The sequence below is a fragment of the Salipiger bermudensis genome, assembly GCF_017309175.1.
Taxonomy (GTDB): domain Bacteria; phylum Pseudomonadota; class Alphaproteobacteria; order Rhodobacterales; family Rhodobacteraceae; genus Salipiger; species Salipiger bermudensis.
In genome coordinates, this window is record NZ_JAEKJV010000004.1 from 151,685 (window position 1) to 165,027 (window position 13,343).

General features: G+C 67.2%; 13 protein-coding genes. 4 read left to right on the forward strand and 9 right to left on the reverse strand.

Going from position 1 to position 13,343, the window contains the following annotated elements; genetic code table 11:
- Positions 1 to 159 precede the first annotated feature (159 nt).
- The 6 genes from pdxA to JF542_RS07285 all read right to left on the reverse strand — a co-directional run bounded on the left by pdxA (position 160) and on the right by JF542_RS07285 (position 6,111).
- A complete protein-coding gene (gene pdxA / locus JF542_RS07260; protein ID WP_207075332.1) occupies positions 160 to 1,149 on the reverse strand; it encodes a 4-hydroxythreonine-4-phosphate dehydrogenase PdxA in 990 nt (329 codons plus the stop codon).
- Positions 1,150 to 1,180: 31 nt separating this feature from the next.
- Positions 1,181 to 2,161: a phosphoglycerate dehydrogenase gene (locus JF542_RS07265; RefSeq protein WP_007801795.1), complete on the reverse strand. Its 981-nt coding sequence runs from the start codon at positions 2,159 to 2,161 to the stop codon at positions 1,181 to 1,183.
- The gene (locus tag JF542_RS07270; RefSeq protein ID WP_207075333.1) at positions 2,161 to 3,048 is read right to left on the reverse strand and encodes a dihydrodipicolinate synthase family protein; all 888 of its coding nucleotides are present in this window, start codon (positions 3,046 to 3,048) and stop codon (positions 2,161 to 2,163) included. Before JF542_RS07270 ends, JF542_RS07265 begins: the two co-directional genes overlap by 1 nt.
- Before the next feature lie 15 nt (positions 3,049 to 3,063).
- The gene (locus tag JF542_RS07275; protein ID WP_207075334.1) at positions 3,064 to 4,548 is read right to left on the reverse strand and encodes a tripartite tricarboxylate transporter permease; all 1,485 of its coding nucleotides are present in this window, start codon (positions 4,546 to 4,548) and stop codon (positions 3,064 to 3,066) included.
- A gap of 109 nt (positions 4,549 to 4,657) precedes the next feature.
- A complete protein-coding gene (locus tag JF542_RS07280; RefSeq protein WP_207075335.1) occupies positions 4,658 to 5,617 on the reverse strand; it encodes a Bug family tripartite tricarboxylate transporter substrate binding protein in 960 nt (319 codons plus the stop codon).
- A gap of 38 nt (positions 5,618 to 5,655) precedes the next feature.
- The gene (locus JF542_RS07285; protein ID WP_207075336.1) at positions 5,656 to 6,111 is read right to left on the reverse strand and encodes a tripartite tricarboxylate transporter TctB family protein; all 456 of its coding nucleotides are present in this window, start codon (positions 6,109 to 6,111) and stop codon (positions 5,656 to 5,658) included.
- A gap of 387 nt (positions 6,112 to 6,498) precedes the next feature.
- Here JF542_RS07285 and JF542_RS07290 point away from each other — a divergent pair, with 387 nt between their 5' ends.
- The 3 genes from JF542_RS07290 to JF542_RS07300 are packed head-to-tail and all read left to right on the forward strand — an operon-like array spanning position 6,499 to position 9,414.
- Entirely contained in the window at positions 6,499 to 7,617 is a 1,119-nt protein-coding gene (locus JF542_RS07290; RefSeq protein ID WP_207075337.1) for an iron-containing alcohol dehydrogenase, read from the forward strand.
- 5 nt (positions 7,618 to 7,622) lie between these two features.
- On the forward strand, positions 7,623 to 8,645 hold the full coding sequence (locus JF542_RS07295) for a four-carbon acid sugar kinase family protein (protein ID WP_207075338.1): 1,023 nt from the start codon (positions 7,623 to 7,625) through the stop codon (positions 8,643 to 8,645).
- Positions 8,646 to 8,703: 58 nt separating this feature from the next.
- The gene (locus JF542_RS07300) at positions 8,704 to 9,414 is read left to right on the forward strand and encodes a FadR/GntR family transcriptional regulator (RefSeq protein ID WP_207075339.1); all 711 of its coding nucleotides are present in this window, start codon (positions 8,704 to 8,706) and stop codon (positions 9,412 to 9,414) included.
- A gap of 164 nt (positions 9,415 to 9,578) precedes the next feature.
- Here JF542_RS07300 and JF542_RS07305 read toward each other — a convergent pair whose 3' ends face one another.
- Both JF542_RS07305 and JF542_RS07310 read right to left on the reverse strand, forming a co-directional pair.
- Positions 9,579 to 10,196 carry a ferric reductase-like transmembrane domain-containing protein gene (locus JF542_RS07305; protein WP_340689144.1) on the reverse strand — a complete coding sequence of 206 codons (618 nt, stop codon included), beginning with the start codon at positions 10,194 to 10,196 and terminating at the stop codon, positions 9,579 to 9,581.
- 13 nt (positions 10,197 to 10,209) lie between these two features.
- Positions 10,210 to 10,695, reverse strand: coding sequence for a peptidase associated/transthyretin-like domain-containing protein (locus JF542_RS07310; RefSeq protein WP_207075340.1), 486 nt, complete (start codon positions 10,693 to 10,695; stop codon positions 10,210 to 10,212).
- Positions 10,696 to 11,167: 472 nt separating this feature from the next.
- On the opposite strand from JF542_RS07310, the gene yghX reads away from it, so the two are divergent.
- Entirely contained in the window at positions 11,168 to 12,061 is an 894-nt protein-coding gene (gene yghX, locus JF542_RS07315; RefSeq protein ID WP_207075341.1) for a YghX family hydrolase, read from the forward strand.
- Between the two features lie 274 nt (positions 12,062 to 12,335).
- Here yghX and JF542_RS07320 read toward each other — a convergent pair whose 3' ends face one another.
- Positions 12,336 to 13,343 (reverse strand): zinc-dependent alcohol dehydrogenase family protein, encoded by a 1,008-nt coding sequence (locus tag JF542_RS07320; protein WP_207075342.1) that lies wholly within the window; start codon positions 13,341 to 13,343, stop codon positions 12,336 to 12,338.

Genomic DNA, 13,343 nt, shown 5'->3' on the forward strand with positions numbered 1-13,343 from the left:
CGATGCCGCAACTGGTAGAGAATACGCGCGCGGTCGGCGGGGACGGCCGCATTCTCGTACTCGACGAGCCTGCTTCTGTAGCTGCCACCCTGAAGAGACGAGGCCTCCCCGCCCGGGAGGACGGCGAGGAGGCCAGTTCGCCAATCGCGGTGTCTCTGCTCAGGCTGCGGCGGCCCGCTTTGCGGTCGCCAGCTTGCCGGCATAGTCCAGCGCCGCCAGCATGTTGACGTGGTTCGCCTTGCCGGTGCCGGCGATGTCGAAGGCGGTGCCGTGATCGACCGAGCAGCGGTCGATTGGCAGGCCCAGCGATACGTTCACCGCGGTGTCGAAGGCGATGAGCTTGATCGGAATATGGCCCTGATCGTGATACTGCGCGATCACAAGGTCGAAGGCGCCGGTGTTGGCTCGGTGGTAGACGGTGTCGGCCGAGATCGGCCCGGTCACGTCAATGCCCTCGGCCTTGGCCATCTCGACCCCGGGGGCGATCTGCCGATCGTCCTCGCGACCGAACAGCCCACCCTCGCCACAATGCGGATTGATCCCGGCCACGGCGATGCGCGGACGCTCGAGGCCCATGCGCCGAAGATGATTATGGCCGGTGCGGATGGTCTCGAGCACGCGCTCGGGGGTGGCGCGGTCGATGGCGTCCTTGAGCGAGACATGGGTCGAGACGTGCAGCACGTTGAGGGTCGGAGAGGCCAGCAGCATCCAAGACGACTTGCAGCCCGTCAGATGCGCCAGCATCCCGGTGTGGCCGTCATAGTGATGCCCCGCGGCGTTCAGCGCCGCCTTGTTGATCGGCGCGGTGACGATGCACGAGGCCGCGCCGGCGCTGGTCAGGTCGACGGCCTTCTTGATGTAGCGGAAGCAGGCCTCGCCACAGGCATCTGACAACACGCCGAATTCTCCCGGGAGGCCCTCGGTCGGCACGTCGATGACTTGCAGCGCGGCGGCGTCGCCGGCGCCCTGTTCGCGCAGCGCGAGGTCGAGGTCGCAGGCCTTCACGGCGCGCGCCATGGTGTCGGCATCACCGATCACCGCATAGCGGGCGCGCTCTTCGGGCGAAAGCGAGGCCATCGCCTTGACGGTGACTTCGGCGCCTACGCCGGACGGGTCGCCCATGGTGATGACGATGGGTTGCTCTGACATCTTGGTCTCTCCGGATTTGCGTGCCGCGCCCTCAGCGGGCGGCGAGCGCGTCTGCGTTCAACATGCGCGGCGGGGTCTCTCCCGCCAGCACAGCGTCGAGGCTTTCGATCACCATCAGCCCGACATTCTCGAGCGCTTCGCGGGTGTCGGCCCCGGAATGCGGCGTGAAGACCGCGTTCGGGTGGCTAAACACCGGGTGCGAGGTGTCGGGCGGCTCGGAGACATAGGCGTCGATGGCCACGCCGCCGAGCTGGCCGCTTTCCAGCGCCTTGGCCACCGCGTCGAGATCGACAACCTCGCCCCGCGCCAGATTGATGAGCTTCGCACCGGGCTTGATCTGCGCGAGGGTCGCCTCGTTAATCAGCGCGGCATTATCCGCCCCGCCGAAGACGTGCAGCGAAATGTAGTCGGACTGCGCCAGCAACTCCTCGAGTGGCAGGAAGCTTATGCCATGCTCGGCGGCGAAGGCTTCATCGGGATATTTGTCGGTGGCCACCACCTGCATCCCCAGGCCGCGCGCCAGCTTTGCCAGCCGCTTGCCGATATTCCCGAGCCCCACGATGCCCAGCGTCTTGCCGCCAAGCTGGGTGCCGATGCGGCGGTCCCAGCCGCCTGCGGTCACCGATGCGTGGCCCTGCGGGATCCAGCGCGCCATCGAGAACATCAGCCCCACGGCCAGCTCGGCGACCGCGTCGGCATTGGCCGCGGGTGTGTTGCAGACCGGCAGCCCGGCCTCGGTGCAGGCGGGGATGTCGATATTGTCGACGCCGACACCGTGCTTGATCACGGCACGCAGCTTGCCGCCCTGCGTGAGCGTCTCGGGTGTCACCGGAACAAGGCCGACGACCAGCGCATCGGCGCGGCCGATATGCTCGGACACCCCGCCGTCCGGTTTCGACGTATCGGTGCAGGAGATGAACTCCCAGCCACGTTCGCGGATCAGCTCCGGGACGCGGCCATGCTTGCCGAACCCCGGAGAGGTGGTGACGATCACCGGTTTACGATCGGGCATCAGATCAGCTCGTATTTCTTGAGGATGGCCTCGATCTGCTTGTCCTGCTCGGGATCAGGCAGCAGCGCGGGCTGGCGCGACGCGCCGACCGAATTGTCCATGACCCAGAGCGCGCGCTTCACCAGCGCAGGCGGATATCCCAGCTTGTAGAGATCGGTGCGGAACGCGCCGTAGGTTTCCTGCGCCTTGGCCGCGCCCTCTTCGTCGCCGGCGTTGAAGCACGAGACGATCTTGGCCAGCACCTCGGGCATCACGTTGCCGAGGCCCGAGATCGCGCCCTTGGCCCCGTTCTGGAAGGCCCAGTGCACGAGGTGGTCGGGACCGGAATAGACGTCGAAGCCGTCTTCGTCGCGGCCCACGGCCATGTATTGCTCGAGCGTCTCCTGCGCGCCGCCGGAATCCTTGATGCCGGCGATGTTGGGGTGCTTTGCCAGCGCCCGCGCGGTCTCGGGCTCGATGTGGTTCTGGGTGCGGGCCGGGATGTCATAAAGATAGACGGGCGTCTTCACAGCGTCGGCCACGGTGGTGAAGTGGCGCACCAGCCCGTCCTGGGTGCAGGCGATGAAAAACGGCGTGATCACCGCGATCCCGTCGACGCCGATGCGGTCGAATTCCTTCGCCAGCGCCACGGTCTCGAAGGTGGCGGGCATGCCGGCGTTGACGATGACCTTGGCCTGTCCGTCCACCTCGGCCACGACCTCCTCGGTCAGCCTTACCTTCTCATCAAAGGTCAGCGCCGAGAAATCGCCGTTGGTGCCGGCGCACATGATGTTGTTGCCGGCGGCGACCTGTCGGCGCACCTGCGCGCGGGTGGCCTCGTAGTTGATCGTCTCATCGTCGTTGAAACAGGTGACGAGGGCGACAAAGGCCTCTTTCTGCGAGCTCATGCGAGGACTCCTTGGTCAGATGTTTTGCGCGGCGCGGCGGCGCTGGATCGCGCGGGAGAGGAAGGGCCAGCCGGCGGAGAGCACGGTCAGCGCGAGGAACAGCAGCGTGATCGGCGTCGAGACGAAGGCGAGCACGTTGTCGTCGTTCTGCAGCAGACCGCGGCGAAGGTTGGATTCGAGCAGCGGCCCGAGGATCAGCGCGATGCAGAGCGCCGCCTGGCTGAAGCCGAACTTCTGCATCCCCCAGCCCAGCACGCCGAAGCCCACCATGGTGTAGAGATCGACCGGGTTCAGGTTGATCGAGAACGAGCCGATGAAGCAGAAGACGACGATCGACATGGCCAGAAGGCGGCGCGGGATCATCAGGATGCGGCTGAACAGCGGGATCAGAGCCATGCCGAAGATGAACATGAAGATCGTCGCGATGAAGGTGCCGCCGAACATGCCCACGACCACGTCGGGGTTGGTCTGGAACAGCATCGGCCCCGGCGCGAGGCCCTGGATCAGCAGACCGCCCATCAGCACCGCGGTCACCACGTCACCGGGGATGCCGAGCGCCAGCAGCGGGATCAGGGCCGAGGCGCAGACCGCGTTGTTGGCGGATTCCGTGGCGGCGATGCCGGGCGCGTAGCCGGTGCCGAATTTCTCCGGGGTCTTCGAGGCACGGCGGGTCTCGTTGTATGAGATCCACGACGCGGTGCCCGAGCCGGTGCCGGGCACGATGCCGATCAGCGTGCCGATGATGGAGCCGCGCACCAGTGCGCCGCGGCTGGCCTTGAGCTCTCCGCGCGAGGGCCAGCGGCCCGAGACGCTCTTGATCGGTTCTTCCTTGGCGGCGATGCGCTCCATCTGGGTAAAGACTTCGGACAGCGCGAAGAGGCCGATCAGGGCGGGCGTGAAGGAGAAGCCCGAGGCAAAGCCCTGAATGCCGAAGGTGTAGCGCATCACGCCCGAGATCGGGTCGGCCCCGACCGTCGAGATCAGGATGCCCAGCAGGCCCGAGATCGCGCCCTTGAGCAGGTCGCCCGAGAGCGAGGCGATGATGGTGAGACCAAAGAGCGCCAGCGCGAAATATTCCGGTGCGCCGAACTCCAGCGCGATGCCGGCCAGCTGCGGCGCGAGCGTCGCCAGCACGATGGCGGCGATCAGGCCGCCCACGGTCGAGGCGATGGTCGCCATGCCAAGCGCCTTGCCGGCCTCGCCCTTCTGCGCCATCGGGTAGCCGTCGAGCACCGTCGCGGCCGAGGCCGGGGTGCCCGGCGTGCGCAGCAGGATCGACGAGACGCAGCCGCCGTAGATGCCGCCGATATAGATGCCGATCAGCATGTTGAGCCCCATCACCGGGGTCATGCCGAAGGTCAGCGGGATCAGCAGCGCCACGCCCATGGTCGCGGTCAGCCCGGGCAGTGCGCCGATGACGAGCCCGCCCAGCGTGCCGGCGGCGATGGTCAGCAGCACCTGCAGATCGAGAAGCGGCGTAAGAAAGGCGATCGAGTCCATGACGGTCCTGAAGCTCTGTCCTGCGGCCCCTGCGCGGGCCGGTGCGGGGAAGAGGCAGGACGCGGATGCGCCCTGCCCCGGTGTCATGCGCCCAAAGGCGCAAGTCAGATCAGTTGTTCATGCCGAGCATGCCGAGGTTCTCGAGCACGGTGCGCGAGGTCTCCATGTCGCGGCGGGCGCGGGCCTCGAAGGCTTCGCCATCCTCGAAGGTGACGAATTCGCCCATGTCGGTCAGCGTTTCGCGGAACTGCTCGTCCGTGGCAATCTGCTCGACCGCGTCGCGCAGCCAGGTCAGCGTTGCCTCGTCCATGCCCTTGGGACCAATCAGGCCCTTCCAGGACGACCAGGTGAAATCAACGCCCTTCTCGACCGCCGTGGGCGTGTCGGGGAACAGGTCGATACGCTCGTCTTCCATCACGAAGAGCGGCGTCATCTGGCCGGCATCCGATGCCGACTTGGCCTCGGCGGGCGAGGCCACCATGGCGTCGATATGACCCCCGATGCAGGCGGTGCGGGCCTCGGACGAGCCGTTGAACGGCACCGACTCGATGGAGATGTCGGCGGCGGCGGCGAAAGCCTCGGCCGAGATCTGGTTGGCACCGCCGGCGCCCGAGTTGCCAACCTGCGGCGCGTTCTCGCCGGCATAGTCGATGAAGCTGTCATAGTCCGAGAACGGCGCGTCGGCACAGGCGACCATGACCTGCAGCGAACGGGCGTAGAGGCCAATGAACTCGACATCGTCAAGCTGGTAATCGGTGCCGCCGATCAGCGGCTTGATGACCAGTGGGCCCTGGGCGCCGGCGCCCAGCGTGTAGCCGTCGGCACGGGCATTGACCGCTGCCGAGGAGCCGATCGCCCCGCCGCCGCCGGGCTGGTTGCGCACCACCATGGTGCTGTCGTCGAAGATGCGCTCGAACGCGTCGGCGACAACCCGCATCGACAGGTCGGTCGAGCCGCCCGCGGAGTAGGGCACCACCACCTGCACGGGGCGCTGCGGGAAATCCTGCGCCAGGGCGCCGGTCGCCGCGATAGCCGCCACGGCGGCGCCGATGAATGTCGTCTTGAACATGAAGTTCCTCCCTTCAGATTGAATGAGTGCAATAACGCTCAGGGCAGCCAGACCGAGAGAAGCTCGGTAAAGCCAAAGTAGATCGCGAGGGTCATGCCGATCGGAAACAGGATCACCACCAGCCAGTTGCGCTCGCCCAGAAGCAGCAGGCCGAGGATGAAGGCCACCATCGTCGAAGGCAGGTAGCCCACCGGCATGAAGGCCGCGGCGTAGCCGATCATCACCAGCGTGAAGGCGGCCATCGACAGCAGCACCGACTTGCCCGGCAGCGAGACGTCGGAGGCGGGATCGTGCTCGGCCCGCAGCGCACGGATGATCAGCAGGACGGCCAGCAGGGCGATCAGGACGGTGACAAGCCACGGCACGAAACTCGGCCCGGCAACACCCGGATTGAAACCCTGATTGATGTAGGTTGCACGCCAGCCGGCAAAGCCGCAGAGCGCCAGCAATCCGCCGCCGATCCAGAGATCTGCCCTAGCTTCACGAACGATCATCAATGGTCCTCCTCGCGTCGGGGAAGGCGGACGCGCCGCCTCCCGAGTCTTGCCGGTCAACATGGCGACAAGCTGACAACCTGTCAATTGGTGAAACCATATTTCTTGAAATTCTGACGATCCGCCCGTGGAAACGCCGAGCTGAAAGACGGACGCCACATCAAAATACCGCATTCAAATAACTATTTTCATTCGCATTTTCTCAACACTTTCACCCCTCTATAGCACCACATGCGCGCGAGAGCGCCTCGCTCAGGTTGAGAGTTACCATTTGACAAGTTGTAAAACTTGCGCCAGTCCTGAGGCCATATTTCCGGCACTCACCCCCATGGGCGCCGACTCAGACCAGCGGCGAGACGCCGATTTCGTCCCCGAGGAGGATTCGCGATGCACAACCTGACGACCCCCATCGAATTGCGCCGTCCGGCTCTTGTTCACTACGGCAGCGGCACGCTCGCAAAGCTCGCCGAGTGGATCGCGGCCGAGGGCTACAGTACCCCCTTCGTGGTCGCCGACCCGATCAACGCAGCCCGCCTCGAGGCGCTCGGTCTCGGCGCCGTCGCCTGCTTTGGCGAGGTTGTGCCCGAGCCCGGCACCGACAACCTGAACCAGGCGGTCGCGGCGGCAGGCAATGCCGATCTGGTGATCGGTTTCGGCGGCGGCTCGGCGATGGATCTCGCCAAACTCGTCGCGGTGATGATGGGACAGGACAAGCCGCTGTCCGAGATCAGCGGCCCGAACCGCGCCCCCGCCCGCAAGGTCGGCCTCGTGCAGATCCCGACCACGGCGGGCACCGGCTCCGAGGTTGGCACACGTGCGCTGGTGACCGATCCGGAAACCAACAGCAAGATCGCCACGGAGAGCCCCCACATGCTCGCCGATCTGGCGATCATCGACCCCGATCTCACGATGACCGTGCCGCCGCATGTCACCGCCGCCACCGGCGTCGATGCCATGGCCCATTGCGCCGAGGCCTTCACCTCCAAGCGCGCCCACCCGCTGATCGACGGCTACGCGCTGCAGGGGATCGAGCTCGTCGGGCAGTATCTCAAACGCGCCGTCGACAATGGCGATGATGCCGAGGCGCGCGCCGGGCTCGCGCTCGCGGCCTTCTATGGCGGCGTCTGCCTCGGACCGGTGAACACCACCGCCGGCCACGCCCTGAGCTACCCGCTCGGCACCCGCTACGTGCTCCCGCACGGCATCGCCAACGCGCTGATCTTCCCGCATGTTCTGGCCGCCAACGCCGAGGCGCGCCCCGAGAAGACGGCGCAGATCGCCGCCGCGCTCGGCTTCGACGGCGGCAGCGAGGACGCGGTCCGCGCCGGCGCAACCGCGTTCTGCGAAGCGCTCGGCCTGGACATGCGGCTGCGCGCCCATGGCGTGACCGAAGACAGCCTACGCGCCATGGCCGAGGAGGCCCACGGCATCCGCCGGCTGCTTGACTGGAACCCGCGCGATCTCTCGGTGGACGAGATCGAGGCAATCTACCGACGCGCGTTCTGAGCGCCATGCCGCCGCGCGTCCATATTGTTGCCGACGACCTGACCGGCGCGCTCGACAGCGCGGCGACATTCGCAGCGCGGGGCGCCCGGGTGCGGGTGGCCTGCACGCCTGCGGATTTCGCCACCGCACTGACCTCCGGGGCCGACGTGGTCGCGGTGGCGACAGGCACGCGCGACGGCAGCGAGGCCGACGCGATCTCTAAGGCGCGCATCGTGGCACAAGCACTCGACGGGCGGGACGGGCTGCTCTTCAAGAAAATCGACAGCCGGCTCAAGGGGCATATCGGAGCTGAGCTCGACGCTCTGGTTCCCGCAGGCGCCTCGCTTCGCGTCAATCCGTCCATCCCGGCGCTAGGACGCTATTGCAGCGATGGCGCGATCACCGGCGCCGGCGTCGAGACGCCCATTGCCGTGGCCGACCGGATCGGCCGCGCGGTGGCCGTTCCGGACACGCCCGACCAGGCCTCTCTGGATGCGCAGCTGCCTGATAGACTTGAAGAAACGGTCTTTGTCGGCGCGGCGGGCCTGGCCGAGGCGCTCGCCCGCCGACTCTGGCCCGCGCCGCAGCCGCGCGCCCTGCCCCGGCCCGGCCTGCCGGCGCTGCTCGCCATCGGTTCACGCGATCCGGTGACCTCGGCGCAGCTCGCCGCGCTTGGCGATGTTCCGCTGGCCGAGGCCCCGAACGGCGCATGCCCGGCCCTGCCCGACGTGCCACTGCTGCTCTTGCGCATGACCCAAGGATCCGAGGCCATTGACGGCGCGCAGGCCGGCGCGGCCTTTGCCGAGACGATCGCCACGGCCCATGACCGCCTGCAGCCCGCGACGCTCTTCGCCTGCGGCGGAGAGAGCGCTGCGGCGCTGCTGGCGCGGCTGAAGATCGGCCAGCTCGACGTGTTGGGCGAAGCGCTGCCCGGGGTGCCGGTCGCGCGATGTGCAGACGGGCCGCCATTGCTGCTGATCACCAAGTCCGGCGGCTTCGGACCGCCCGACACGCTTGTCAAACTTGTAAAATTCCTCGTGAATGGCTAAGCCCAGAGGGTGACACGGAGCCGAACCCCACATGCCGAACGGGAAACCCAGATCCAGGATGCCACTGGCGGACAAGGTCTATCACTCGCTGCACGCCCGCATCGTGAATGGCGACTACCCCGCCAATGACAAGCTGCCCGCGGAGATCCAGCTCGCCGAAGAGTTCGGCGTCTCGCGCCCCGTTCTGAGGACCGCGCTGGAGCGCCTGCGCGAGGAAGGTCTCGTGGTCTCGCGTCAGGGGGCCGGGAGCTTCGTGCGTGCGACGCAGCCCAACGTGCCGCTGGGCTTTGCCAAGGTCGAGACGCTGGCCGACATCCAGCGCTGCTACGAGTTCCGCATCAACCTCGAAACCGAGGCGGCGGCGCTCGCCGCCGTGCGCCGCAACACCGCCGCTCTCACCGAGATCGAGCAGGCGCTCGACCTGCTGCGCGCCGCCACAGGCACGCTGCAGCACCGCGAGGATGCGGATTTCATGTTCCACAGCGCCGTGGCACAGGCTTCGAACAACCAGTATTTCGAGGCCACCTTCCGGGCCCTGCGCGACCATGTGAACGTGGGCATGAAGCTGCACGGCGAGTCGCTGATGAATGATGGCCGCAAGGGCCTCGAAGAGGTTCTGGCCGAGCACACGGCAATCTTCGAGGCGATCCGTGCGCGCGCACCGGAAGAGGCCCGCCGCGAGATGCTCAACCACCTGCGGCACTCGCGCGACCGCCTGTTCGGCGGCGGCGTGCTCGACCTCATGATGCCCGAAGATCAGGACTCCTAGACGCTCGGCGACAATTGCCGTGACCGCGATCGCCTGTAAGCGAAGGCTTGGACGGGAAGGCTTTGACCGGGGGGGGCACCGAGAGCCCACGTGCTTCCAGTCGTGGAGCCGCCGAACACCCCGACCGGTCCAGCGCGACCTTTGTGCGAGGTCCGCGGCGGTGATCAGCTCCTGCGTGGACTCAAACGCGGCGCGCGGATGCGGTGTCGTAGAACCGTCAGACCACAGGCCAGCACGACGAGACCACAAAGCAGCGCCTTCGACGCCGTGCCCATGGTGCCCTCGATCAGAAGCGCATGCACCACGCTGCCGACGACCACCACGACCGCCAGCACGCGGTGCACCAGATGCCAGCGCCGGGTCTTGTTCCCCGTCACCGCCATGCCCTGCATTGCAAAAAGCGCCCACATGGCGATCACCCCCCATGCCGAGAAAGGCGTCGGCGACCTGAACAGCAGGGCGTCGACGACATCCGGAGGGCTTGTGATCCACAGGCCCGCCACATGCACCAAGATACACAGGACAAGAACAGTCCCGGCGCGTCGGTGCATGCGCCTTCCACGCACTCCGTGCAGCCCCGGCAGACGGCTCGTGGCCAGCAGCGGCTGCAGCAGCAGCACGCCCATCGCGGCGATGCCAGCAAAGCCCGCGACGATGTAGACAGGCCGCCGCCACGCCAAGAGCGGACTGCCCGCCGCGACGAGCAACGGAACGGCGATTGCGAGCGCGAGCGCTCCCCAGACGAACACCGCCCGGAGCCTCTGTGATTGACGATGGTTCAAGCCCGAACCCCGATCAGACCGGGCGCAGCACGAAATGCGCCTCGAGACTGCTGTCTCGCGCGCTGCTCATCAAGGGCCGGAGGAAGACGGTTTCGAAGTCGCCGCTGTCATAGGCCAGATGGCCGTGCGGTTGTCCGAAGGCCGGCACGATCTGCGGCATCTCGAGCCGGAAGACCCCGTCGGCGTCCGTGAGCGTCGCGCCGTGGCTCTGTGGGTCACGCTCGTGACCTTCGGTGGTGTGGGCCCAGATCTGGATCCGCTGGCCGGCCAGAGGCGCCCCGTCCCCGGCGCGCCGGACGGTTCCGGTCATCCAGAACCCGCCATTGCCGATGCGCTCGACGATGGGCGCGCCGGGGCGGTAGTTGTTGCGTCCCCCGCGCATCGACGGGGTCGGGGCAAGCCCCTGCGCGCGGGCGGGGGTGGGCCGGGCGGCGATGGCGCCGGCGATGGCCGCCCCGCTGGAGGCGATCAGGTGGCGGCGTGTGATGAGGGTGGTCATCCGGGCATCTCCCTGTCAGTCCCTGTTAGGGTCCGGCGGCCATGCAGCCGCTCGGGTCAGCGAAGTGTAGCGCGTCGAAGCCTCGGCACCAAAGTTCAAGCCGGTTGATCGAGATGACTTGCGGTAAAAATCCGTTGATCGGAAGCGGGCCCGAGCCTGCATCCCCCCTTCGCCCGGTCTCGCGTCACGCAGGTCTATCGCATCTCCGCGCCTCGATCTTCTCGGGGCTCGCCACGCCACGCACGATCTCCACACCAGAACGCTCCCCGCCTACGGACGCGCTGGACGGTGCGAGCGCCCGCCTCGCGGCACGGAGGCAGCGCCCCCGAACTGCGCGGCCCACGCCTTCGTGCTCACGCTCCTCGTCTCGCCCGTGCTCTACTCGCTCTTGGAGGGCATCCGATTCCGCCAACCACGCCACGGCCCCCACGGAGGGCTCGCCGCACAGAGGTCAACTGAGGAGGACGACCGCATGACACAGCAACCCCGCATGACCGCGAAGGATTTCGCCCCGGAGCTGCTCGAGCTCTATGACTTCTACGCCCACGGCATGATCACCAAGCGCGAGTTTCTCGACCGCGCCGGCAAGTTTGCCGTCGGCGGGCTGACCGCAGCCGCGATCCTCGGGATGATGTCACCGGACTATGCCATGGCCGAGCAGGTCAGTTTCAATGACCCCGACATCAAAGCGGAGTGGATCACCTACCCGTCGCCCAACGGCCATGGCGAGATGCGCGCCTATTACGTCCGACCCACCGGACTCGAGACCGCGCCGGGCGTGGTCGTCGTGCACGAGAACCGCGGTCTCAACCCCTATATCCGTGACGTGGCGCGGCGGCTGGCCAAGGCCGGCTTCATCGCCATGGCGCCGGACGGTCTGACCCCGATGGGCGGCTATCCCGGCAATGACGAGGAGGGCCGCGAACTGCAGCGCCAGGTCGATGGGGAGAAGCTGATGAACGACTTCTTTGCCGCGATCGAATACCTGATGGCGCAGGAGGAGGTGACCGGAAAGGTCGGCATCACCGGCTTCTGCTATGGCGGCGGCGTCTCGAATGCCGCCGCGGTCGCTTATCCCGAGCTCGGCGCGGCGGTGCCCTTCTATGGACGCCAGCCCGCCGCAGAGGACGTGCCGAAGATCGAGGCTCCGATCCTGCTGCACTACGGTGCGCTCGACGAGCGAGTGAATGCCGGCTGGCCAGCCTACAAGGAGGCGCTCGACGCCAATGGCAAGACCTACGAGGCGTATATCTACGAGGGCGCCAATCACGGCTTCCACAACGATTCCACGCCGCGCTACGACGAGGATGCCGCCGAACTGGCATGGACGCGCACGCTCGACTGGTTTCGCAAATATCTGGGCTGACCCTTTGACCGGCGCGGTCGTTCACCGGGACCGCCGCGCCACCTTGCAACGCATCGGCCCGCCGCAGCGCGGCCCCGAGGCACTTCGAAAGACGGCGATGGCCTCGAGAGGGTCACGCGTCTCGCATGTCAGACGCGGTCACCAGTGTCGCGTCGGCACCGTCGAGTTTTTCGGCGCGATGGCAGGTGGTTATGCACACGCGCTTGACGGCCCACTCAAGAGTGGGCCGCCGAGCATGTCTCGTCGCGCCAGGGCTTTGCCTTGGGTCGATCCGTCAGATGGTGACGCAGATCTTGCCGAAATGCGCGCCGCTCTCCTGGTAGCGGAACGCTTCGGCCAGCTCCGCCAGCGGGAAGCTGCGGTCGATCACCGGGCGCAGATCGAGCGCTTCAAGCGCCTTCACGAAGTCCTCTTGATGTTCACGCGAGCCGACGATCAGCCCTTGCAGCCGCTGCTGCCGCGCCATGAGCAGCGCGGTGGGGATCTCGCCCGAACGGCCCGTCAAGACGCCGATGAGGGCGAGATGCGCCCCCGGACGGCCGGCGACAATCGACTGCGCCAACGTTGCCGGTCCGCCGACCTCGACCACGATGTCGACGCCGCGACCGCCGGTCAGGCGGCGCATTTCCTCGCCCCACTCGGGCGTGCTGCGATAGTTGATGACATGATCCGCGCCGAGCTCGCGCAGGCGGTCGAGCTTGGCATCCGAGGACGAGGTCGCGATCACCGTCGCCCCCATCGCCTTGGCCAGTTGCAGCGCGTAGATCGAGACGCCGCCGGTGCCGAGAACGGCGACAACGTCGCCGGCCTTGATGCCGGCATCCACCACCAGCGCCCGCCACGCGGTCAGGCCCGCCGTGGTGATCGTCGCGGCTTCCTCGTGCGACCAGCCTTCGGGCGCGTGGGTGAACCAGGTCGCCGGCAGCGTGACGCGCTCGCGGGCATAACCGTCGCGACCGTCGCCCGGCGTGGTGGAGAAATCGCAGGGGCGCTCGTCCCCGGTCTGCCAGTCGGGAAAGAAGCCCGACACGACGCTGTCGCCCACCGCGAACGCGTCGACATTTGCACCGATCGCCTCGACCAGGCCGGCACCATCGGCCATCGGGATACGCCCGTCCGGCAGCGCCCCCTCGACCGCGCAGACGCGGTAGTCGTGGTAGTTGAGCGAGCTGGCATGGAGCCGCACGGTGATCTCGCCGGGGCCCGGGGCCGCCGGATCTGCAACGTCGCTTACCACCAGATTGTCGAGCCCGCCGGGCGCCTTGATCGCCACCTGTTTCAT